The sequence below is a fragment of the Collimonas fungivorans Ter331 genome (genome assembly GCF_000221045.1).
GTDB lineage: Bacteria > Pseudomonadota > Gammaproteobacteria > Burkholderiales > Burkholderiaceae_D > Collimonas > Collimonas fungivorans_A.
On the sequence record NC_015856.1, the window covers coordinates 2,908,334 to 2,931,311 of the forward strand.

Annotated in this window: 19 protein-coding genes; 10 read left to right on the forward strand and 9 right to left on the reverse strand. The window is 61.3% G+C overall.

Annotated elements, in window-relative coordinates; genetic code table 11:
• Positions 1-104: 104 nt before the first annotated feature.
• Complete coding sequence (locus tag CFU_RS12605; RefSeq protein WP_014006424.1) at positions 105-3,227, reverse strand: efflux RND transporter permease subunit; 3,123 nt, start codon at positions 3,225-3,227, stop codon at positions 105-107.
• Positions 3,224-4,414, reverse strand: coding sequence for an efflux RND transporter periplasmic adaptor subunit (locus tag CFU_RS12610; protein WP_014006425.1), 1,191 nt, complete (start codon positions 4,412-4,414; stop codon positions 3,224-3,226). Before CFU_RS12610 ends, CFU_RS12605 begins: the two co-directional genes overlap by 4 nt.
• A 224-nt stretch (positions 4,415-4,638) precedes the next feature.
• Between CFU_RS12610 and hpnC the strand changes: the two genes are divergently transcribed.
• From hpnC to CFU_RS12630, 4 genes are all read left to right on the forward strand, one after another.
• Positions 4,639-5,451: a squalene synthase HpnC gene (gene hpnC, locus CFU_RS12615; protein WP_014006426.1), complete on the forward strand. Its 813-nt coding sequence runs from the start codon at positions 4,639-4,641 to the stop codon at positions 5,449-5,451.
• Between the two features lie 88 nt (positions 5,452-5,539).
• Positions 5,540-6,373 carry a presqualene diphosphate synthase HpnD gene (hpnD, locus tag CFU_RS12620; RefSeq protein WP_041743424.1) on the forward strand — a complete coding sequence of 278 codons (834 nt, stop codon included), beginning with the start codon at positions 5,540-5,542 and terminating at the stop codon, positions 6,371-6,373.
• A 35-nt stretch (positions 6,374-6,408) separates the two neighbouring features.
• On the forward strand, positions 6,409-7,785 hold the full coding sequence (gene hpnE / locus CFU_RS12625) for a hydroxysqualene dehydroxylase HpnE (protein ID WP_041741924.1): 1,377 nt from the start codon (positions 6,409-6,411) through the stop codon (positions 7,783-7,785).
• Between the two features lie 149 nt (positions 7,786-7,934).
• Positions 7,935-9,065, forward strand: coding sequence for an alpha-hydroxy acid oxidase (locus CFU_RS12630; protein ID WP_014006429.1), 1,131 nt, complete (start codon positions 7,935-7,937; stop codon positions 9,063-9,065).
• Positions 9,066-9,082: 17 nt separating this feature from the next.
• Here CFU_RS12630 and CFU_RS12635 read toward each other — a convergent pair whose 3' ends face one another.
• From CFU_RS12635 to CFU_RS12655, 5 genes are all read right to left on the reverse strand, one after another.
• Positions 9,083-9,790 carry an ankyrin repeat domain-containing protein gene (locus tag CFU_RS12635; protein ID WP_014006430.1) on the reverse strand — a complete coding sequence of 236 codons (708 nt, stop codon included), beginning with the start codon at positions 9,788-9,790 and terminating at the stop codon, positions 9,083-9,085.
• Entirely contained in the window at positions 9,783-10,577 is a 795-nt protein-coding gene (locus CFU_RS12640) for a TatD family hydrolase (RefSeq protein WP_014006431.1), read from the reverse strand. Before CFU_RS12640 ends, CFU_RS12635 begins: the two co-directional genes overlap by 8 nt.
• 91 nt (positions 10,578-10,668) lie before the next feature.
• Positions 10,669-11,403, reverse strand: a complete 735-nt coding sequence (rph, locus tag CFU_RS12645) for a ribonuclease PH (protein WP_014006432.1) — start codon at positions 11,401-11,403, stop codon at positions 10,669-10,671.
• An 8-nt stretch (positions 11,404-11,411) separates the two neighbouring features.
• Positions 11,412-12,326 (reverse strand): PP2C family protein-serine/threonine phosphatase, encoded by a 915-nt coding sequence (locus CFU_RS12650; protein ID WP_014006433.1) that lies wholly within the window; start codon positions 12,324-12,326, stop codon positions 11,412-11,414.
• An 83-nt stretch (positions 12,327-12,409) separates the two neighbouring features.
• Positions 12,410-13,426 (reverse strand): serine/threonine protein kinase, encoded by a 1,017-nt coding sequence (locus CFU_RS12655; RefSeq protein WP_014006434.1) that lies wholly within the window; start codon positions 13,424-13,426, stop codon positions 12,410-12,412.
• A gap of 106 nt (positions 13,427-13,532) precedes the next feature.
• Here CFU_RS12655 and CFU_RS12660 point away from each other — a divergent pair, with 106 nt between their 5' ends.
• Together CFU_RS12660 and CFU_RS12665 are read left to right on the forward strand one after the other, a co-directional pair.
• On the forward strand, positions 13,533-14,441 hold the full coding sequence (locus CFU_RS12660; RefSeq protein ID WP_238531305.1) for a YicC/YloC family endoribonuclease: 909 nt from the start codon (positions 13,533-13,535) through the stop codon (positions 14,439-14,441).
• 223 nt (positions 14,442-14,664) lie between these two features.
• On the forward strand, positions 14,665-16,128 hold the full coding sequence (locus CFU_RS12665) for an OprD family outer membrane porin (RefSeq protein WP_014006436.1): 1,464 nt from the start codon (positions 14,665-14,667) through the stop codon (positions 16,126-16,128).
• 91 nt (positions 16,129-16,219) lie between these two features.
• On the opposite strand, the gene CFU_RS12670 is transcribed toward CFU_RS12665, so the two are convergent.
• Both CFU_RS12670 and CFU_RS12675 read right to left on the reverse strand, forming a co-directional pair.
• Complete coding sequence (locus CFU_RS12670; protein WP_014006437.1) at positions 16,220-17,530, reverse strand: homoserine dehydrogenase; 1,311 nt, start codon at positions 17,528-17,530, stop codon at positions 16,220-16,222.
• Between the two features lie 93 nt (positions 17,531-17,623).
• Positions 17,624-18,853, reverse strand: coding sequence for a pyridoxal phosphate-dependent aminotransferase (locus CFU_RS12675; RefSeq protein ID WP_041741929.1), 1,230 nt, complete (start codon positions 18,851-18,853; stop codon positions 17,624-17,626).
• A gap of 371 nt (positions 18,854-19,224) precedes the next feature.
• Between CFU_RS12675 and CFU_RS12680 the strand changes: the two genes are divergently transcribed.
• The 4 genes from CFU_RS12680 to CFU_RS12695 all read left to right on the forward strand — a co-directional run bounded on the left by CFU_RS12680 (position 19,225) and on the right by CFU_RS12695 (position 22,965).
• Complete coding sequence (locus CFU_RS12680) at positions 19,225-19,623, forward strand: Mth938-like domain-containing protein (RefSeq protein ID WP_014006439.1); 399 nt, start codon at positions 19,225-19,227, stop codon at positions 19,621-19,623.
• Positions 19,616-21,367: an ArnT family glycosyltransferase gene (locus CFU_RS12685; RefSeq protein ID WP_014006440.1), complete on the forward strand. Its 1,752-nt coding sequence runs from the start codon at positions 19,616-19,618 to the stop codon at positions 21,365-21,367. The genes CFU_RS12680 and CFU_RS12685 overlap by 8 nt, the downstream gene beginning before the upstream one ends.
• Positions 21,368-21,379: 12 nt before the next feature.
• The gene (locus CFU_RS12690) at positions 21,380-21,751 is read left to right on the forward strand and encodes a DMT family transporter (protein ID WP_041741931.1); all 372 of its coding nucleotides are present in this window, start codon (positions 21,380-21,382) and stop codon (positions 21,749-21,751) included.
• 77 nt (positions 21,752-21,828) lie between these two features.
• A complete protein-coding gene (locus tag CFU_RS12695) occupies positions 21,829-22,965 on the forward strand; it encodes a DegT/DnrJ/EryC1/StrS family aminotransferase (RefSeq protein ID WP_014006442.1) in 1,137 nt (378 codons plus the stop codon).
• Positions 22,966-22,978 lie beyond the last annotated feature (13 nt).

The window sequence follows — 22,978 nt, forward strand, 5'->3', positions numbered from 1 at the left end:
GCTCGGCAAAAACGGCTAGACAGGATTGGACAGCCCGCTATTCTACTGCAAGCCATCCGATATGGCGAGAGGCTGCCTTGTTTTCTCGCCATATTTCTACACGCTTAACCGTGGTTGTCCGCAGCGTTCTCCGGCTGCGGCTTCTTGACCCGGAACCAGGCCGCATACAGCGCCGGCAGGAACAGCAAGGTCAGGCCGGTGGCCACGATCAGGCCGCCCATGATCGCTACCGCCATCGGTCCCCAGAATACCGAACGCGACAAGGGGATCATCGCCAGCACGGCCGCCGCCGCGGTCAGCATGATCGGCCGGCAGCGCCGCACCGCCGACTCGACAATCGCATTCCACGGCGCCACGCCATTGGCGATATCGTGCTCGATCTGGTCAATCAGGATCACCGAATTGCGGATGATCATGCCGAACAGTGCGATCACCCCCAGTTGGGCGACAAAACCGAACGGCCGGTGCAGCAGCAGCAGCGCCGCAGCCGCCCCCGCCACGCCGAGCGGCCCGGTCAGGAACACCAGCAAGGAGCGCGAAAAGCTGTGCAGCTGCAGCATCAGCAAGGTGAAGATAATGAAAATCACCAGCGGCACATTGGCGGCGATCGAATCCTGCGCCTTGCCGCTGTCATGGGCGGCGCCGGCGACGTCGATGATATAACCCGGCGGCAGCTGCGCCCGGATCTTGTCGAGCTGCGGATCGATCTGGGCAGTCACGGTCGGTCCTTGCACGCCGTCGATCACGTCCGCCTGCACCGTGATCGCCCAGTTGCGCCATTCGCGCCATACCACGCCCGGCTCCCACACCAGCTTGACCGTGGCGACCTGCGCCAGCGGCACCGATTTGCCGCTGGCGGTCGGCACGTTGGCCTGGTTCAGGGCGTCGATGGTGGCGCGCTCATCCAGCGGCTGGCGCACCACGATATCGATCAGGCGGTCATGCTCACGGTACTGGCCGATGGTGGTGCCGGTCAGCATGGTGTTGACCGTCTGCATCACGGTTTGCGAACCGATGCCGAGGGTGCGCAATTTATCCTGGTCGAGGTCGATCCGCAGCACCTTGACCGATTCGTTCCAGTTGTCGTTGAGGCCGATGATATTCGGATTGCCGTTCATGACGCTCTTGACCTGGTCGGCAATCGTCCGCACCTTGGCGGCGTCGGTGCCGCTGACGCGGAACTGCACCGCATATGGCACCGGCGGGCCGCTCGGCAGCAGCTTGACGCGCCCGCGCACTTCCGGGAAACCATGCTTGAATGCCTCGGTGATGCGCAACCGCAATGCATCGCGCGACGCCAGGTCCTTGGTCAGCAGCACCAGTTGTGCCACATTGGTCTGCGGCAGGATCTGGTCGAGCGGCAGGTAAAAGCGCGGGCTGCCGCTGCCGACGTAGGTGGTCATGCTTTCCAGTTCGGGCGCGGCATGGATGTACGCTTCGAATTTCTTGGCCTCGGCCTCGGTCGCGGCAAACGACGAACCTTCCGGCAGCCACAACTCGATCATCAGCTCGGGCCGGCTGGAATCGGGGAAAAACTGCTCTTCGATGAACTTGAAGCCGAACACGCCCAGCGCAAACACCATCAGGGTCAAGGCGATGGTGGTCTTGCGCCACTCGACGCACCAGTTGACGGTGCGCCGCACGCGCGTATAGAACGGCGTATTGAACAATTCATGATGGCCGTCGGCGCCGGCTGCCGGCTTCACCTTCAGCAGCAGGAAACCGATATAAGGTGTAAACAGCACCGCCACCAGCCATGAAATCAGCAGGGCCAGCGCATTCACCGAGAACATGGAAAACGTGTATTCGCCGGCGGCCGACTTGGCCAGGCCGATCGGCAGGAAGCCGGCGGCGGTGATCAGGGTCCCGGTCAACATCGGCATCGCAGTAGAAGTATAGGCAAAGGTTGCCGCCTCCAGCCGCGACAAGCCCTCTTCCATCTTGCGCACCATCATTTCCACCGCGATGATGGCGTCGTCCACCAGCAAACCTAGGGCAATGATCAGCGCGCCTAGCGAGATCTTGTGCAGGTCGATGCTGAAGATGCTCATGAACAGGAAGGTCACCGCCAGCACCAGCGGAATCGTCAGGGCCACCACCAGGCCGGGCCGGACATCGATGCGGAACGGCTTGGTATGGAAACCGAGCGACAGGAAACTCACCGCCAGCACGATCAGCACCGCTTCCATCAAGGTCTTGAGGAATTCGTTGACCGATTCGGCGACGATTTTCGGCTGGTTCGAGACCCGCTCCAGGTCGATCCCGACCGGCAGCTTGGCCTTGATCTGGGCCGTCATCCGCTCCATGTCCTTGCCGAGCGAGATGATGTCGCCGCCCTTTGCCATCGAGACGCCGAGCCCGATCACTTCCTTGCCGTTGAAACGCATCTTGGTCTGCGGCGGATCCTGGTATTCGCGTTTGACGACAGCGAAATCGCCCAGCCTGAAGGTAGTGTTGTTGGCCCGCAGCTGCAGGTTTTCCAGGTCCTTGGGCGAGGCCAGCGCGCCGCTCACGCGGATCTGCAGGTTGTCGGTGGCAGTAGCCAGCACCCCGGTCGACTGCAAGGCGTTTTGCGCGCTCAGCTGGTTGACGATGTCCCGCACCGTAATGCCCAGCTGCGAGAATTTTTTCTGCGAAAACTCGATGAATATCTTTTCATCCTGGACGCCGAACAAGTCCACCTTGGCCACCGACGGCAACGTCAGCAACTGCTGGCGCACGAAATCGGCGTAATCCTTGACGTCGGCATAATTGAAGCCATCGCCCGAGACCGCAAAAATCGAGCCGTAGGTTTCACCGAATTCATCGTTGAAGAACGGCCCCACCACGCCTTGCGGCAAGGTCAGCTTGATGTCGTTGATCTTCTTGCGCACCTGGTACCAGGCGTCCGCGGTTTCCTTGGGCGGGGCCGATTCCTGCAAGGTCAGGATGATCAGCGTTTCGCCCGGCTTGGAATAGCTGCGGATGGTGTCGATATGCGGCGTTTCCTGCAGCTTCTTTTCCAGCTTGTCGGTGACCTGGTCCGCCATCTGCAAGGCGGTGGCGCCCGGCCACTGGGCCGACACCACCATCGCGCGGAAGGTAAACGGCGGATCTTCATCCTGCCCCAGGCGGCCGTAACTGAGGATGCCGCCGATCACCAGCACCACCATCAGGTAGCGTGTCAGCGGTATGTGTTCCAGGGCCCAGCGGGAGAGGTTGAAACCGGTTTTTTTGCCGTCGCTCATCGCGCCGCTCCGCCCGCGGTGGCGGCCAACGGCGGGCTTGAAGCCGCGTTACCGGGCGGCAAGCTGCCTTCCGGCCCATTCAGGATGGTGACTTTCTGTCCCGCCTTGAGCTGGTTGACGCCGGCGGTCACCACCTGCTGGCCGGCGCGCAAAGCGCCTTGTATCCATACTTCATTGCCGTGCTGGCCGCTGATCTGCACCGGCACCTGGCGCACCTGATGCACGGTGGTGCCCTCCACCACCCACACCGCGCTATGGTCCTGCACCCGCAACAGCGCGGTGAGCGGCACCTTGATCGCATCGTCGCTGGTCTTGCTGGTGAAACTGGCGTAGGCGGTCATGCCCAGCTTGACGTTAGGCGTATCGTCCGGGATGGCGATCTTGATGGCGTAGGTGCGCGTCACCGGATCGGCGATCGGCGACACCTCGCGCACCGTGCCGTGGATCACCTGCTTGGGATCGGCCCACAGACGCACTTGCACGTCGCCGCTGCTGCGCAGCTTGTCGACCTGGTTCTCGGGCGCGCCGACCACCACTTCCTTGGCGCCCTGGCGCGCCACGCTGACCACCGGCGTGCCTGCCGCCACCACTTGGCCGGCCTCGGCATTGATGGCGGTCACCACGCCGTCCACATCCGACTCCAGGGTGGCGTAGGCAGTCTGGTTCAGTTGCCCCTTGAATGCCGCCTCAGCCTGGTCGAAAGTCGCTTGCGCCGCCTTGTACGCCGTATCTTTCGCATCCAGCACGGCCTGGCTGACAAAGTTCTTGTCGCGCAGGTCCTGGTAGCGTTTCAAGTCGGCCTTGGCGGTGTCGCGGTTGCTGGCCGCCGAACTGACGGCGGCCACCGCCTGCGCCTGGGCCAGTTGCAAATCCTTGGGATCGAGCCGCATCAGCACCTGGCCGCGCTTGACGACGCTGCCGACATCGACCTGGCGCGCGATGATCTTGCCCGCCACCCGGAAGCCCAGCTGCGACTCATAGCGGGCTTGCACCGCGCCCGGCAATTCGGAGGTGACATCGGCATTGGCCGGATTCAGCACCACCACCCGCACCGGACGGATATCTTCGACCTTTTCAGGCGGTTTGGAACAAGCTGCCAGCAGCAATGTGCAAACAAGCAACAAAGCGGGAGCGCGCATGTGCGCTGAAGCAGTAGCAGCCGGACGCGGATTTATCTGGGTCAACACGTTTTTTCCTTTACTATTCTGGGCTGTCGTTAGCTGTCGTTGCCGGTTTATGCACCACCGTTCGGCGCGCCATAAAACAATCGATTGCCGAAGCTTCTCACAAATTAATAACTTTCAGGTCAGTTATTATAATTGCGCCGGATCAAGTTTGACCAAAGCTTTTTTGCATCTGGCGACAAGAAGCAAAAATAATGCTCTTTTGATAAAATATTCTGCCCGCCCTAATGTCCATCAACCATTACGAAAATTTCCCGGTCGCCTCCCTGCTGCTGCCAGCCCGGTTGCGTCCGGCAGTCAGGGCAATCTACGCCTTTGCCCGCAGCGCCGACGACCTCGCCGATGAAGGCGACGCCGCTCCCGAGCAGCGCTTGCGTGCGCTGCACGCCTATGAAACGGCCCTGGACAGGATAAAACATAAGCAGGCGGCGGAAAGCAGCTTGTTCCAGACGCTGGGACAGGTGATCGTGGAATACCGGCTGCCGCTGGCGCCGTTCCGCGACCTGCTGTCCGCCTTCAAGCAGGACGTGGTCACCACCCGCTACAGCCAGTTTCCCGAGCTGCTCGACTATTGCCGGCGCTCGGCCAATCCGGTCGGCGCCCTGATGCTGCACCTGTACGGTGCGGCGACCGAGCAGAACCTGCGCGACTCGGACGCCATCTGCTCGGCGTTGCAACTGATTAATTTCTGGCAAGACGTCGCCATCGACTGGGACAAGGCCCGGATTTACCTGCCGCTGGAAGACTTGCAGCGCTTCGGCGTATCGCAGGCGCAGCTGGCCGGCGGCACGGTTGACCATGCCTGGCGCCGCCTGATGCAGTTCGAGGTGCAGCGCGCACGCAGCATGATGACCGGCGCCCAGGCGCTGGCGCTGCGGCTGCCGGGCCGGATCGGCTGGGAGCTGCGGCTGGTGGTGCAAGGCGGCCTGCGCATCCTGGAGCTGCTGGAAGCAGCGGATTACGACATGTTCCGCCGGCGGCCGAAACTGGGCAAAGCCGACTGGTTGCTGCTTGCCTGGCGTGCCTTGCGCATGAGGTAAGCTAACAAAAATCGGCAAACCACAACGCCACGACACGTTTCTTACGTATACTTCGGGCAAATTGTTTTTTAAGCTGCTTCCCACATTCATGTCCCCAGACGATTACTGCCAGCAAAAAGCCGCCCAGAGCGGCTCCAGTTTTTATTACAGCTTCCTGTTCCTGCCGGCGGAACGGCGGCGCGCCATCACTGCGCTGTACGCCTTCTGCCGCGAAGTGGACGATACCGTCGACGACTGCACCGATGAAAGCGTGGCGCGCACCAAGCTGATGTGGTGGCGCAAGGAAATCGCCGCCATGCTGGCCGGCAATCCCTCCCATCCGGTGACCCAGGCGCTGCAGCCTCACCTGCAGACTTACGGACTGGACGGCAAGCACCTGCAAGCGATCATCGACGGCATGGAAATGGACCTGAACCAGACCCGTTACCTGGATTACCCCGGCCTGAAGCAATACTGCTGGCATGTGGCCGGCGTGGTCGGCATCCTGTCGGCCAGCATTTTCGGCGTCAGCCAGCCGCAGACCTTGCAGTTCGCCGAACAGCTCGGCCTCGCGTTCCAGCTCACCAATATCATCCGCGACGTCGGCGAAGACGGCCGCAAAGGCCGCATCTACCTGCCGGTCAACGAACTGCAGCAGTTCAACGTCACCGCGGCCGATATCCTGAATGCGCGTTACAGCGAGAATTTTGTCAGCCTGATGCGCTTCCAGGTGGCGCGCGCGCAGCAGGCTTACGACGATGCGTTTGCCTTGCTGCCCAAGGAAGACCGGCGCGCCCAGCGCCCCGGCCTGATGATGGCGGCCATCTACCGCGCCCTGCTGGACGAGATCGAGCGCGACGGCTTCCATGTGCTGAACCAGCGCATTTCGCTGACGCCGATCCGCAAGCTGTGGCTGGCGTGGAAGACCTATGTGCGCGGCTGATTCCCTCGCGTCACCGCTCTTTGCTCTGCGCTGACATGGCTACCGAAGCGCAGCAAGTCGCGGTAATCGGCGCCGGCTGGGCCGGCTGCAGCGCCGCCGTGGAACTGACCGAGGCCGGCCACCAGGTGACCTTGTTCGAGGCCAGCCGCCAGCTCGGCGGCCGGGCCCGGCGCGTCGACATTAACGAAACCATACTGGACAACGGCCAGCACATCCTGCTCGGCGCATACAGCCAGACCTTGCAAATGATGCGCAAGGTCGGCATCGATCCGGCCAGCGCCATGCTGCGCCTGCCGCTGCAGATGTGCTATCCGGCCGGCAGCGGCGGCATGACTTTTGTGGCGCCGCGCCTGCCCGCGCCTTTGCATCTGCTGGCGGCGCTGTTGCGCGCAGACGGCCTGCAGCGCCAGGACAAACTGGCGCTGGCGCGTTTTTCGTCGGCGGCGCGCTGGATGGGCTGGCAGCTGCATGACGATTGCAGCGTCAGCACGCTGCTGGAACGCTTCGACCAGACCGAGCGCCTGATCCAGCTGATGTGGCGTCCGCTTTGCATCGCGGCGCTGAATACGCCGCCGGCACAAGCTTCGGCCCAGGTTTTCCTGGCGGTGCTGCGCGACAGCCTGGGCGCGCGCAGGAGCGCCTCGGACATGCTGCTGCCGCGCACCGACCTCAGCAACCTGTTCCCACAGCAGGCGGCGGCCTTCATCGAAGAACGCGGCGGCAACGTCGAGTCCGGCCACAGCATCAGGCAATTGCAGCGCAGCGATGGACAAAACGGACGATGGCAGCTGCAAAGCGGCGCGGCCAGCATGGATTTCGACGCCGTGATCATCGCCACGCCGCCTGAAACCGCGGCGACGCTGCTGGACGGCAGCGCCGATGCCGCGCTGCTGACAACGTTGCGCAGCTTCGACTACGAGCCGATCACCACCTGCTACCTGCAATACGCCGCCGACACGCGCCTGCCGCGGCCGTTCTTGGCCTTGCTGGACGATCCCGAAAATGCCGGCGGCAGCGCCGCCTGGGGCCAGTTCGTATTCGACCGCGGCCAGCTCGATCCAAGCCAGGCCGGCCTGCTGGCGGTAGTCATCAGCGCCTCGTCCGAAGCCATACAAGCCGGCCACGAGGCGCTGGCGCAGGCGGTCGCCGCCCAGTTGGCCGCGGCCTTCAAACAGCCGCAGCTGGCGTCGCCGTCCTGGAGCCAGGTCATTTCAGAAAAACGCGCTACTTTCGCCTGCACCCCGGGCCTGGCCCGGCCGGCCAACGACACCGGCCTGGACAAGCTGCTGCTGGCCGGCGACTACACCGCCAGCGACTATCCGGCGACGCTGGAATCGGCGGTGCGCAGCGGCAGGCAGGCCGCGCAGGAATTGCTGGCGCAGATACGTCGGGCGTCGATACGTCGGGCGTAGACAGGTCAAACTACGTCAAACGCCGGCCAGGTGAAAAAGCTTCATGCCAGACGTCAATCGAATTGCATCGTGCATGCATGGTTTTCATCTAAGATAGTGGCAAAGGTGCGGCAATAGCCACACATAAAAACACCACACGGAGAGCCCCAATGTCTGTAATCACCTGCGTCGAAGACCTGCGCCTGCTGGCCAAGAAGCGCGTGCCAAAAGCGTTTTACGACTATGCCGACAGCGGCTCCTATACCGAATCCACCTACCGCGCCAACAGCAGCGACCTGGCCGCCATCCACCTGCGCCAGCGGGTGGCCATCAACGTCGACCAGCGCTCCACCCGCAGCACCATGATCGGCCATGACGTGACGATGCCGGTGGCGATTGCCCCCACCGGCCTGACCGGCATGCAATGGGCCAACGGTGAAATGCTGGGCGCCATCGCCGCCGAAAAATTCGGCATCCCGTTTACCCTGTCGACCATGAGCATCTGCTCTATCGAAGATGTCGCCAGCGTCACCACCAAGCCGTTCTGGTTCCAGCTGTACGTGATGCGCGACCGCGGTTTCATCAAGTCGCTGATCGAGCGCGCCAAGGCCGCCAAATGTTCGGCCCTGGTGCTGACGCTGGATCTGCAGATTCTCGGCCAGCGCCACAAGGACCTGAAAAACGGCATGTCGGTGCCGCCGAAAATGACCCTGGCCAACCTGCTCGACCTCGCCACCAAGCCCGGCTGGGCCTTGCGCGCGCTGGGCGGCCGCAAGTCCTTCGGCAACCTGGCCGGCCACGTCTCCGGCGCCGACGGCATCATGACCCTGAGCAAATGGACCGCCAGCCAGTTCGACCCGACCCTGTGCTGGGACGACATCGCCTGGATCAAGGAACAATGGGGCGGCAAGCTGATCCTGAAAGGGATCCTGGATGTGGAAGACGCCAAGATCGCCGCCACCACGGGCGCCGACGCCATCGTCGTCAGCAACCATGGCGGCCGCCAGCTGGACGGCGCGGTATCGTCGATCTCGGCGCTGCCGGCGATTGTCGAGGCGGTGGGTGACCAGGTCGAAGTCTGGTTCGACGGCGGCATCCGCAGCGGCCAGGACGTGCTGAAAGCGGTGGCCCTGGGCGCCAAGGGCACCATGATCGGCCGCGCTTTCCTGTACAGCCTGGGTGCGATGGGGGAAGCCGGCGTCACCAGGATGCTGCAGATCCTGCAGCAGGAACTGGATGTCAGCATGGCGCTGACCGGCACCAAGGATATCAAGGATGCGGGACCCCACATCCTTACTTGAAGACAGACACGTGAAGACTACAGTTTGCCGGCCTTCTTGAGGCGGCTGGTCAAGCCGTCAGCGATGTCGTTGTGATCGAATTTCTTGGCCAGGTCGATGGCAGTCATGCCGACATCGTTTTTCAGGGTGACATCGGCGCCGCTATCGAGCAGCAGCTTGACGGTCTCGATCTTGCCGCCGCGCGCGGCCATCATGATCGGCGTCGTATTGTTGGGCGAGCCGGCATCGATATAGGCTGATGCATCCAGCAGCATCTGCACGATTTCATTATTGCCGATCGCCGCCGCGTAATGCAGCGCGGTCCAGCCGGTATTGTTGGGTTCGGCTTCCTTGTCCAGCAAGGCCTTTACCGCCGCCACATCGCCCTTGTAGGAAGCCACCATCAAAGCGGTGTCGCCGTTGCGCGCACGCAGGTTGAGATCGATACCTTTTGCATTGAGCAAAAGCCCGAAGACTTTCTTGGAGTCTTCGTGCAAGGCCAGGATCAGGCCGGTGTCGCCGCGCTGTTTCTCCGCCAGGTTCGGGCTGACGCCCGCAGCCAGCAATTTTTTCATGCCGCGCTCGTCATCCAGCTTGACGGCCTTGACATAGTCGTCGAGGTTGCTGGCCTGGCTCAATAACGGCAAGCATGCCAGCGCCAACAGTAACAGCGATGCCGAAAACCGCGAACGGCCGTTGCTGCGGCCAGTTAAGTCGGAAATGCGGTTAAAAATCCGGTTAAACATGCGCCTGATCCTTTGCCAGTTTGAACAGATTGAAAAAATTATCGGTGGTCTGCTGCGCCACCTCGGCCGCCGGCACACCCTTCAGATTCGCCAGGAACTCGCCGACATGCATGACCCAGCCCGGCTCGTTCATCTTGCCGCGGTGCGGCACCGGCGCCAGGTAAGGCGAATCGGTTTCGATCAGGGTGCTGCTCAAGGGCACCGCCAGCGCTACCGCCTGCAATTCCTTGGCGCTCTTGAAAGTGACGATGCCGGAAAACGAAATATAAAAACCCATCGCCATCGCCGCTTCGGCTACTTCCAGCGATTCGGTAAAACAATGCATCACGCCGCCGGCGCCGCCGGCATCGGTGCCGGCACCCTCTTCCTGCATGATGCGGATGGTGTCGGTGGAAGCGGCGCGGGTATGGATGATCAACGGCTTGCCGGTCGCGCGCGAGGCCCGGATGTGGCGGCGGAAACGCTCGCGCTGCCACTCCAGGTCGCCCTGCAGACGGTAATAGTCGAGGCCGGTTTCGCCGATGGCGATGATTTTCGGATGATCGGACAGGCGCACCAGGTCGTCGACGCTGGGTTCCGGCGTGTCTTCATAATCAGGATGCACGCCTACCGAAGCGTAGATATGCGGATAGGTCTCGGCCAGTTCCAGCACTTGCGGGAAATCGGGCAAATCGACCGATACGCACAAGGCATGGGTCACCTGGTTTTGCGCCATCTTGGCGAGCACTTCCGGCATCCTGGCGGACAGCTCCGGAAAATTGATATGGCAATGGGAATCGATATACATGGACAGGATTATATCGCTTGCGGGCGCACCTCATTGACGAAGTGCGCCTGCGGCGGATATTCAATCTCTGGATTTTGCCGGCGGCGGGATGTCAGTCGGCCAGGCCCAAAGCCTGTTTCTGCAGCTGGATCAGCTCGCCGATCCCGCCCTGCGCCAGGTCCAGCAGGCTGTTCAGCGTCGGACGATCGAAGGCGACGCCTTCCGCGGTGCCCTGCACTTCGATGAAATGGCCGGTATCGGTCATCACCACATTCATGTCGGTGTCGCAGCCGGAATCTTCGACATAATCCAGGTCCAGCACCGGTGTGCCCTGGTAGACGCCGACGGAAATCGCCGCGACAAAGTGCTTGAGAGGAATCGCCGCAATCGCCTTGCTTTCCAGCAGCCGCGCAAACGCATCGTAAGCGGCGACCATGGCGCCGGTGATGGATGCGGTGCGGGTGCCGCCGTCGGCCTGGATCACGTCGCAGTCAAGGTGCAAGGTGCGTTCGCCGAAAGCTTGCAGGTCGAACGCCGCGCGCAGCGAGCGGCCGATCAGGCGCTGGATTTCCTGGGTGCGGCCGGATTGTTTGCCGCGCGCCGCTTCACGGTCCATGCGGGTATTGGTGGAACGCGGCAGCATGCCGTATTCGGCGGTCAGCCAGCCTTGTCCTTTGCCCTTCAGGAAACCCGGGACTTTTTCTTCCAGGCTGGCGGTGCAGATGACCTTGGTGTCGCCGAACTCGACCAGCACCGAACCTTCGGCGTGTTTGGTGTAGTTGCGGGTCAGGCGCACGGTACGCAAGGCATCGGCGGCGCGTCCGCTAGGACGGGTAATGGTTGACATGTAGTTCCTTAAATATTCTTCTCTATAGCGCCGCGGATTTCCGCAATCGCCTGTTCAATGTCGGCGTCGCTGAAACCGTCCGGCGTGTCTGTCGCGCCGAGGCGCGGCGCCTGGATGGTGGTGGTCAGGCTGCCGATCGGCAAGGTATGGGTGACGATCGAGCTGGAAGGATCGTCGAGGTTCGGGTCGGCGCCCCAGGCCATTGCCAAAGCGGTAACATTATCGCTTGTTTTGCCGGCAATCCCAAGCGCATTGTTGACCAGCTCCGGCACCGCCCGCACGATGGTGCTGGTTTGCAGCCGTTGCGCCAGCACATGGTCGGGCAGCATTGACCACAGGCCGTCCGAGCACAGCAGCATGACGTCGCCCGCCTGCAGGCTGACCCGGCGCGACAGTTCGACGATCGGCATGTTGGTCGCGCCGAGGCAGTTGAACAGCTTGTTGCGGTCAGGATGGGTGGCGCGTTCGGAAGGGTCGGCCTTGCCTTGTGCAATCAGGCTTTCGATGCGCGAGTGGTCGCGCGTGCGCGCCAGGATCTGGCCGTTGCGCATCCAGTACAGGCGCGAATCGCCGCAATGTGCCCAGAATGCGCTGTTGTGCTGGATCAGGCAGGCCACCACCGTGGTGCGCGGGGTTTCCGACAGCTTGTGCACTTCCCGGTAACGGTGGATCTCCATGTGCGCGGCATAGAAAGCATCTTCCAGGAAGCGCTCCGGCTTCTTGATGTACGGCTGGGCATTCTTCTGGAACAGCGAGCCGATGGTCTGCATCGCGATGTTGGCGGCGATCTCGCCGTGCAGGTGGCCGCCCATGCCGTCGGTCAGCAACAGCAGCAAGGCGTCACGCGTGAAGCTGTAGCCCATCCGGTCCTGGTTGACTTTGCGGCCGCCGATATGGCTTTCTTGGTAAACTGAAAATCGCATGACTATGTCTGATTCTTACTAAAAGTACAGCTAAAACTGGGGCGGTGAAGCGGCGCGTTTTTTACTTGTTTGTTGTTGCTGGCCTACTGCGTGTTTTCCTGGATGGTCGTATCCGGATTGCTCTCGGCCTTGCGGCGGAACTGGATATGCGTGAAAAAGACGTTGCGGATCTTGCGCGTGACCATGTCGCGCACGCTGACCTCCTCCTCCTGCACCGGCTCCATCAGGGCGCGCTGCACCGCGAACACGCTTTGCGGCCGCTGCAGCGGGTCGATCATCAGGCACCAGCGCACTACCTGGATCAGTTCCGGCGAATACAAGCCTTCCAGCTTACGGAAATGGCCTTCCATCTTGTCGTTGACCTTGCGCTGGTCCACAGGCTGCGGCGGCGCGCCGACCATGCAGGCGAAAATCGAGGCGCCGATGCTGTAGATATCGGTCCACGGCCCCAGGTTGCCATTACGCTCATATAATTCGGCCGGGGCGAAGCCCGGCGTATACATCGGATACAGCTTGGGCGAATCGGAACGCAGGGTCTGGCGGGCGGCGCCGAAGTCCAGCAGGATCGGGGTGCCGTCGGCGCGCAGGTAGATATTTGCCGGCTTCAGGTCCAGGTGCAGCAATTTATGGGTATGCACTTCGCGCAAGCCGTTCATCACGTGGCGGAACATCTTGCGGATGAATTTTTCCGACACCAGCGGTTTTTCGCCCTTGTCGCGGCGGCGCAGGATGTGTTCCTGCAGCGAGCGCCCCGATTCGTAGGCCATCACCATGTACACGGTTTCATTGGCGCGGAAGAAGTTGATCACGCTCACCACGTTCGGATGGGCGATGCGCGCCAGAGCGCGGCCTTCCTCGAAGAAGCATTTGAGGCCGATGCGGAAGGTCGGCAGGTTTTCCGGCGAAATCGCCGGCGCCAGCTCTCCCCATTGGCGTAAAGCCAATGAACTCGGCAGATATTCTTTGATGGCGACTGCGTTGCCATCCTCGTCGTATGCCAGATAGACAATACTGAACCCGCCAGAAGCAATCTTCTTTACAATGCGGTATCCAGCAATTTTTAGCCCGTCAGGCAATGGTGCATTGTTTTGCGCGGCCATGCGATCCTACCTTAGTCAATGCTTAGTTGATAGTGTAGGGATTGTCTTGATAAATCGTTGGATTGTAAAGAAAAACCCTTGCAACCCAGAAACAAAGGACCGCATCTTGACTATCTGCAGCATGACAGGTTACGCCGTCAACAACCGCGAGACGGCCGCAGGCACGATTACCATCGAAATCAAGAGCGTCAATTCGCGCTTTCTCGACCTGCAGTTCCGCATCAACGACGACTTGCGTTCGCTCGAACCGGCGCTGCGCGAAGCCATCATCGGCCGGGTTGCGCGCGGCAAGGTCGAATGCCGGCTGAGTTTCGGCCGCAAGACCGCTTCCGGCGCATCGCAGGCGCTCAACACTACGCTGCTGGCCTCGCTGGCCGATCTGCAGAGCGCGGTGCGCCAGCAGTTCATCGAAGCGGCGCCGCTCACGGTCAATGAATTGCTGCGCTGGCCGGGCGTGATCGAGGAAGCGGTGATCAGCCAGGATACGCTGCAAGCCGACGTCCAGTCCACCATGAACGCCACGCTGGAAGCTTTTGTCGATTCCCGTGCGCGCGAAGGCGCCGCGCTGCAGGCCACCTTGATTTCCCGCATCGACGCCATGGAAGCCATCGTGCAAAGGATCACGCCGCTGGTGCCGCAGGTGGTGGCGCAGTTCCAGCAAAAAGCCATCGAGCGCATGCAGGAAGCACTGGGCCTGGCGCAGCAGGATGCCGGCAACTCCAGCCTGTCGCGCGAAGAAGCGCTCGACCGGATCCGCCAGGAAGTCACGCTGTACGGCATCCGCATCGACATCGCGGAAGAGTTGTCCAGGCTGGCGGCGCACTTGGGCGAAACCCGCCATATCCTGAAAAAAGGCGGCCAGGTCGGCAAGCGCCTCGATTTCATGATGCAGGAACTCAACCGCGAAGCCAACACCGTCGGTTCCAAGGCAGCGATCAAGGAACTCGCCGACGCCTCGATGGAACTCAAGCTGCTCATCGACCAGATGCGCGAGCAAGTGCAAAACCTCGAATAAACACCGCATCGCCGGCGCTGCAGGAACAGGGTTTCTGCAGCGCCTTCATCCTCCTCGGAAAAAATCCCGCCTCGCCTCAGCCTGATCCTACAGGCAATCACCATTGGCATTATTGCAATACCAGCCACCCTTGCGTAGCATCGACCTCGATTAAATGCCAAATAAATAACATTCACCCGATCTGCGAGCGCCCGTCGCCCAGCTAGGGTGCGAGGAGACTGTAGTGAGAATCCATGATGCAGCGCGCTATCTGACGCCGCTGGCGGCCATCGCAATGATGAACACCCCTGCGGCTGGCGCCGAAGCCGGCGCCAGCCATGCGGCGGCAGTCGCAGTGCATGCCCGCGCCGCCGGCAGGGCTGAAGAACACGGCGAGCATGGCGTGATCGATGGCGAAGCTATCGATCAAACCCATTCCGCGCCGCTTTCGCCGGTGACGATGTCACGGCAAGCCGACAGCCAGGGCCTGCTTGCCGGCAGCCATCTGAAATTCCTGTTGCGCAGTTATACAGACCATCTCGAAACCCGGGGAGCCAACACACGCAACGCCTGGGTGCTCGGCTCCCAGCTGAATTTCGAATCCGGTTTCAGCACCGGCCCGATCGGCTTTGGCGTCGATGCCGGACTGTTCAGCGCATTAAAACTCAATGGCGGCAGCGGCGCAGGCAATATGGTGCACGTCGATCCCGACGGCGGTGGCGGCAACCGGGCGGCCTGGACTTACCTTGGGCTGTACGACTTGAAAGCGCGCGCTTCGAACACGGTCCTGAAATACGGCGCGCAGATATTGCACAACCCTTTCCTAGAGCCGCACGACAATCGCGCCCTGCCGCCGACTTTCCTCGGCACCTCCATCATCAGCGCAGAGATCGCCGGCCTCAATCTTGCCGCCGGCAGCTTCACCAAAACCTATGCGCGCGGGCAAACCCGGCCGCAGCCCTTGGGCACGGTCTATGGCGGCACCCAATTCAAACGCTTCAGCTATCTGGGCGGCGACTACAGTTACGATCCCGACACCAGGTTTTCACTATATGCCAGCCGCGCCGAGAACGTATGGGATCAGTATTATTCCGCCTTCTCCCACAGCATGGGCGACGCCAAAGCCATCCGCTGGACCGGCCAGCTCAACTATTACGCCACCCGCAACCAGGGCAGCAGCCAGCAGGGGCCGATCAACACCAATGCCTACAGCATCGCGCTCAGCGCACAGCACCAGGCGCATACCGTGATGCTGGCTTACCAGAAAATCCAGGGCAGGCAATTCTTCGATTATGTCGGCGAAGGCGCCGGCGATTTCCTGAGCAACTCCATGAACGTCGACTACAACGCGCCTGGCGAACAATCGCTGCAGCTGCGCCATACGGTCGACTTCGGCAGCTACGGCCTGCCCGGTCTCAAGATCATGAGCTGGCTGGTGCAAGGCTGGGGCGCCGATGCCTCGGCGGTGGCCGCCAACTACGCCGATCCTGCCAGCAGCCTGCATGGGCTGTACTGGAAAAATGGCGAGGCGGTGCATGGCAGGCATTGGGAAATCGGCATGATCCCGACTTATGTGATCCAGGGCGGCAGCCTGAAAGGCAGCAGCATCAACCTGACCCTGATGCACCACCACGCCACCTCGCATTATTCGGATCCGAGCAACAATATCTACCGGCTGGTGCTGAACATGCCGTTCGACATTTTCTGACGAGGACGAAAAAAAACGCAGCAGATCATTCATCTGCTGCGTTTTTATCAGAGCGCGGAAGCGCCCGCTATCTTTCCGTAGAAACGGCCGCTTAGCCCAATTCTTCCAGCCGGATCTTGGTCACCGTGCCGACCACGGTCGCCAGCGCTTCGATCTTGACGATCGCCGCTTCGACATTCTTTTCCTGGGTCTGGTGCGTCAGCATGATGATGTCGGTGCGGGTTTCGCCCGCGGCCGGTTCTTTTTGCAGCATGGCGTCTATCGAAATCGACGAATCGGCCAGGATCCGCGTGACATCCGCCAGCACGCCCGGCTGGTCGGCCACATGCATGCGCAGATAATAGCTGGTGGTGATTTCGGCCATCGGCAGGATCGGCGTATCGGCCATGGCGTTCGGCTGGAACGCCAGGTGCGGCACGCGATGCTCAGGATCGGCAGTGGCCAGGCGCGTGATGTCGACCAGGTCGGCGATCACTGCCGAAGCGGTCGGCTCGGCGCCGGCGCCCTTGCCGTAATACAGCGTATCGCCGACCGCATCGCCGCGCACCAGCACCGCGTTCATGGCGCCTTCGACATTGGCGATCAGGCGTTTGCTCGGGATCAGGGTCGGATGCACGCGCAGCTCGATGCCGCCGGCGGTGCGCTTGGTGATGCCGAGCAGCTTGATGCGGTAGCCGAGCTGTTCGGCGTAGCGGATATCGGTCGCCTGCAGCTTGGTGATGCCTTCCACGTGCGCCTTGCTGAACTGCACCGGGATGCCGAACGCGATCGAGGCCATGATGGTCAGCTTGTGGGCAGCGTCCACGCCTTCGATATCGAAGGTCGGATCGGCTTCGGCGTAGCCCAGGCGCTGCGCTTCTTTCAGCACGACGTCAAAGTCCAGGCCCTTGTCGCGCATTTCGGACAGGATGAAGTTGGTGGTGCCGTTGATGATGCCGGCGATCCACTGGATGCTGTTCGCGGTCAGGCCTTCGCGCAGCGCCTTGATGATAGGGATGCCGCCGGCCACCGCCGCTTCGAACGCAACGATCACGCCCTTCTCTTGCGCCGCCTTGAAAATCTCGTTGCCATGGGTCGCGATCAGCGCCTTGTTGGCCGTCACCACGTGCTTGCCGTTGGCGATCGCCTGCAGCACCAGGTCCTTGGCGATGCCGTAGCCGCCGATCAGCTCGATGACGATATCGATATCAGGATTGTTGACCACCAGCTTGGCGTCGTTGACCACGGCCACGTCGCCGCTGGTCAGCTGCCTGGCGCGCTCGACATCGAGATCGGCCACCATGGTAATTTCAATGGCTCTCCCCGCGCGCGCTGCAATCTCTTGCTGATTGCGCTTCAATACGTTGAACGTGCCGGAACCGACCGTACCTATGCCAAGCAAACCTACCTTGATGGATTTCATGATCTCTGCTGTCTGTAAAAAAATCTGCTGATGCCGGGCTGGCTGCCGAGCCAGTCCGGCGGGTTTAATAAAAAACTTCTGCTGCGGGCCGGGTCAAGCTTTACCGTGGCGCCGGCGGTAACCTTCGAGGAAGCTGGCGATGCGTCCCATCGAATCCGCCAGGTCGTCGGTGTTCGGCAGGAACACCACGCGGAAATGGTCCGGCGTCGGGCAGTTGAAGCCGGTGCCCTGGACGATCAGCACGCGCTGCTCGGCCAGCAATTCGTAGGCGAAATCCTGGTCGTCGGTGATCGGGTACATCTTCGGGTCCAGCCGCGGGAACATGTACAGCGCCGCCTTCGGCTTGACGCAGGTAACGCCCGGGATGTCGGTCAGCAGCTTGTACGCCATGTCGCGCTGGCGCGCCAGGCGGCCGCCCGGCGCGACCAGGTCGTTGATGCTCTGGTAGCCGCCCAGCGCAGTCTGGATCGCATACTGGCCCGGCGCATTGGCGCACAGGCGCATCGACGCCAGCATGTTCAAGCCCTCGATATAACCCTTTGCGTGTTTTTTCTCGCCCGAGACCACCATCCAGCCGGCGCGGTAGCCGCAGGAACGATAGTTTTTCGACAAGCCGTTGAACGTGATGAACAGCACGTCGTCAGCCAGCGCCGCCAGCGAGGTATGGGTCTCGCCGTCGTACAGCACCTTGTCGTAGATCTCGTCGGCGAAAACGATCAGCTGGTGCTGGCGCGCCAGGTCGACGATCTGCTGCAGCAGTTCCACCGGGTACAGCGCGCCGGTCGGATTGTTGGGATTGATGACGACGATCGCCCGGGTATTGCTGTTGATTTTCTTCTTGATGTCTTCGATATCGGGAAACCAGCCGGCCTGCTCGTCGCAGATGTAATGGCGCGGCGTGCCGCCCGACAAACTGACCGCGGCGGTCCACAGCGGATAGTCGGGCGCCGGCACCAGTACTTCATCGCCGGTGTTGAGCAAGGCGTTCATGCTCATCACGATCAGCTCGGAAGCGCCGTTGCCCAGGTAGATATCGTCGATCGTGACGCCCTGGATCTTTTTTTGCTGGCAATAATGCATCACCGACTTGCGCGGCGCGAACATGCCCTTGGAATCGGTATAACCGGAGGCGTTGCCCATGTTGAGGATCATGTCCTGCACGATCTCATCGGGCGGCTCGAAACCGAACACGGCCAGGTTGCCGATGTTCAGCTTGATGATCTTGTGGCCTTCTTCTTCCATTTGCCGTGCTTTTTCCAGCACGGGGCCGCGGATGTCGTAACAGACATCGTCCAGTTTTTTCGATTTTTGAATCGGTCGCACAGCACAATCCCTTGTATTTTACGCAACATTATCCAGCATTAAAAAGCTGTCTGGAAAATTGGGTTATCGTCACACGGGGGTCAGTGCGCCGCAACAAATGCCTGCAACAACCCCTTGTAAGGGCGCTCCACGCTATTCCACGACTTTTCAGACAGCTTTTTGGCGGTGCACAATTCACCGCCCGAACCACCCATTCTGCCGAAAGCGTGAGGTTTTATCAATCAATACTGCAAGTTCCGGGACGGAAAACGCTACAATGCAGCACTTTATTTTCCATTTTCCGGGAATTTGCACATCGTCTGCGGTCTATCCTTTGGTTCAGCTAAGTATTCGTGGATAGGATCAACCCCTCAACGTGTAAAGATAATGCAATGAAGCTACATACCACCCCGACCCAGCAATATCAGACAGTCACGGCCTACGACGACAAGGGCGTGGAAATCAACGCCGTCCGCTACGAGCACAGCCTGCTGGTGCTGCCGGAAGCAGCGCCGGTGCCATGGCCGGTGCGCGACTTCGACGCCCTCCATGCCGAACATTTCGCCCATATAGACAGCACCCGGCCAGACGTCGTCATCCTCGGCACCGGCGCGCGCCAGCGTTTTGTCCATCCCAAGCTGACCTCCGTGCTGACCGCGCGCCGCATCGGCGTCGAATGCATGGACAACCAGGCTGCCTGCCGCACCTACAACATCCTGATGGCCGAGGGACGCAAAGTCGCCCTGGCCCTGATTTTCAATACCGACAAGGAAACCGCCCAAGATGCGTGAATTGCATAAATCAAAAACTTTCGTCTGGCTGTTGTTCCTGCTGTTCTGCATCGTCTGGTTTTACATGCTCGGGGCCCGTACGCTGGTGCCTACCGATGAAGGCCGCTACGCCGAAATGGCGCGCGAAATGGTCGCCACCGGCGACTGGATCACCTTGCGCCTGAACGGCCTCAAATACTTTGAAAAGCCGCCGCTGCAAACCTGGATGAACGCCCTCACCTTCGAGCTGTTCGGCCTCGGCGAATGGCAGGCGCGTTTGTGGACCGGCTTGTGCGGCTTGCTGGGCGTGGTATTGGTTGCATTCACCGGCGCCCGCCTGTTCTCGCTGCGCATCGGCTTCTACGCAGCGCTGGTGCTCGGCTCCAGCTTCCTGTGGGCCGGCCTCGGCCACATCAATACGCTCGACATGGGCTTGTCCGGCATGATGACGATTTCCCTGTGCGCCCTGCTGCTGGCGCAGCGCAGCGACATCAGCCACGCCGAACAGCGCAACTGGATGCTGCTGTGCTGGGTCGGCATGGCGCTGTCGGTGCTGTCGAAAGGCTTGATCGGCTTGCTGATTCCCGGCGCGGTGCTGGTCCTGTACACCCTGTTTTCGCGCGACTGGTCGATCTGGAAACGTTTGCATCTGGTATTGGGCTTGATCCTGTTCTTCCTCATCACCACGCCCTGGTTCGTGCTGATCTCGATGAAAAATCCGGAATTCCCGCAATTCTTTTTCATCCACGAGCAATTCCAGCGCTTCACCAGCAAGATCCACAACCGCTACGGCCCGCCGTATTACTTCATCCCGATCCTGATACTGGGCATCGTGCCTTGGCTCGGCGTCCTGTTCCAGAGCTTGTGGAACGGCGCGCGCGAACGCAGCGCGGCGTCAGGCTTCCAGCCGAAAAAGATGCTGCTGATCTGGAGCATTTTCATTTTCGTGTTCTTCAGCATTTCCGATTCCAAGCTGCCGTCGTACATCCTGCCGATCTTCCCGGCGCTGGCGCTGCTGATTGCCTGCCACCTGGATAACGCCAGCAATAAGTCGGTGCAGGCTTCGGCGCTGTTGCTGCTGTTGCCGGCCGTGATCGGCCTGGTCCTGTCGCACAAGATCCCGAGCCTGGCCAAGGACGCTTACAGCCTGCCGTTGATGCAAGCCCATGTGCCTTGGGTGTTTGCCGCTTCGGCGGTGGCCTTCATCGGCGCTGTCGCCGCCTTGCTGCTGGTGCGGCGGCAGCGGGAATGGGCCATTGTCGCCCTCGCCGCCAGCGGCTTCATCGGCGGCCAGCTGCTGATGTACGGCCACGATCCGCAAGGACGCTATTCGGCCGGGATCGACCTGGTGCCGGCCATCAATGCCGAAATCACGCCGGAAACCACGCTGTACGTGGTCGGCAAGTATGAACAGGCGCTGCCGTTCTACCTGCGCCGCACGATGACCATGGTGCAGCATATGGATGAACTGGAATTCGGCATCGGCCAGCAGCCGCAGCTATGGATCCCGACCATCGATGCGTTTGTCGTCAAATGGACCGCCGACCACGCTGCCGGCAAGAAGGATATCGCCATCATCCGTCCGGAAAACTACCGCGAGCTGGAACAGCGCGGCGTGCCGATGCGGGTCATCGGCCAGGATCCGCGCCGCGTGGTGGTGACCAACCAGGGCATCCCTGCCGCCGCCGTTCCTGCACCGGCAGCAAGCCCGGCTCCCGCGGCAGAACCTGCCGCGGCGGCATCCGCAACCTCGTCCGCACCATAACCAGCGATGCCAATGAATCTCACTACATTTGCCTTCATCATCAGCGGCGTCTGCCTCAACGCCGTGGCGCAGCTGCTGCTGAAAGCCGGCACCAATGCGGTCGGCGTGATCAGCCTGACGCCGCAGAACTGGTTTGCCACCGGCATCAAGCTGGCTACCCAATTGCCTATCCTTGGCGGCTTGACCTGCTACGTCATCTCGCTGATAGTCTGGATCATCGGCCTGTCACGGGTTGACGTCACCATCGCTTACCCGATGCTGTCGCTGGGTTATGTCATCAGCGCCGTAGGCGCCTGGTATTTCCTCGGTGAAGCGGTGTCGGCGCAGCGACTGGTGGCGATCGGCGTCATCATTGTCGGCGTGGTGCTGCTGACCCGCAGCTGATGTGTCCAAACCAGCCGTCGTTTTTCCGCCGTGCTTTTAATTTACATCGTTAATTTACATCGGATTCCACAACCAACATGAGCCAACAACCTTTCCTGCCGTTTGCCAAACCCACCATCGACGAAGCCACGATCGCAGCGGTTGGCGATGTCTTGCGCTCCGGCTGGATCACCAGCGGCCCCAAGGTGCAGGCATTCGAAGCGCAGTTGTCGGAGTATTTCGGCGGCCGGCCGGTGCGCACTTTCAATTCCGGCACCTGCACCATGGAAATCGCGCTGCGCATCGCCGGCATCGGCGCCGGCGATGAAGTCATCACCACGCCGATTTCCTGGGTCGCCACCGCCAACGTGATTATCGAAACCGGCGCCACGCCGGTGTTCGCCGACATCGATCCGGTCACCCGCAACATCGACCTGGCCCAGGTCGAAGCCGCCATCACGCCGCGCACCAAGGCCATCATCCCGGTTTACCTGTCGGGCCTGCCGGTCGACATGGACCGCCTGTATGCGCTGGCCAAGAAACATAATCTGCGCGTAGTGGAAGATGCGGCGCAGGCCCTGGGATCGAGCTGGAACGGCCAGCGCATTGGCGCCTTCGGCGACTTTGCCTCGTTCAGCTTCCAGGCCAACAAGAACATCACTTCATCCGAAGGCGGCTGCCTGGTGCTGAACAATGCCGAAGAAGCGCGCCTGGCGGAAAAATACCGCCTGCAAGGCGTCACCCGCAGCGGCTTCGACGGCCTCGATGTCGACGTCCTGGGCGGCAAGTTCAACATGACCGACGTCGCCGCCGCCATCGGCCTCGGCCAGTTTGCCCATATTGAAGCGATTACCGCCCATCGGCGCGAGCTGGCGCAGTATTATTTCACCTGTTTCGGCAGCGATTTCGAAGCAAAACACGGCGCCCAGCTGCCGGTTCCCGACTTCGCCAACAGCAACTGGCACATGTTCCAGCTGGTGCTGCCGGAGCGCCAGGACGGCAAACCGGCGCGCCCCGCCTTCATGGAGCAGATGCAGGAACGCGGCATCGGCATCGGTTATCACTACCCGGCGATCCACCTGCTCAGCATGTATCGCGCGCGCGGCTTCAAGGAAGGCATGTTCCCGGTCGCCGAAAAGGTCGGCCGCCTGATCGTCTCGCTGCCAATGTTCAACGTCATGACGAAGAACGATGTCGAACGTGCAGTGTCCGCGGTAAAATCCGTGCTTCAATAAATTGAACGATCGC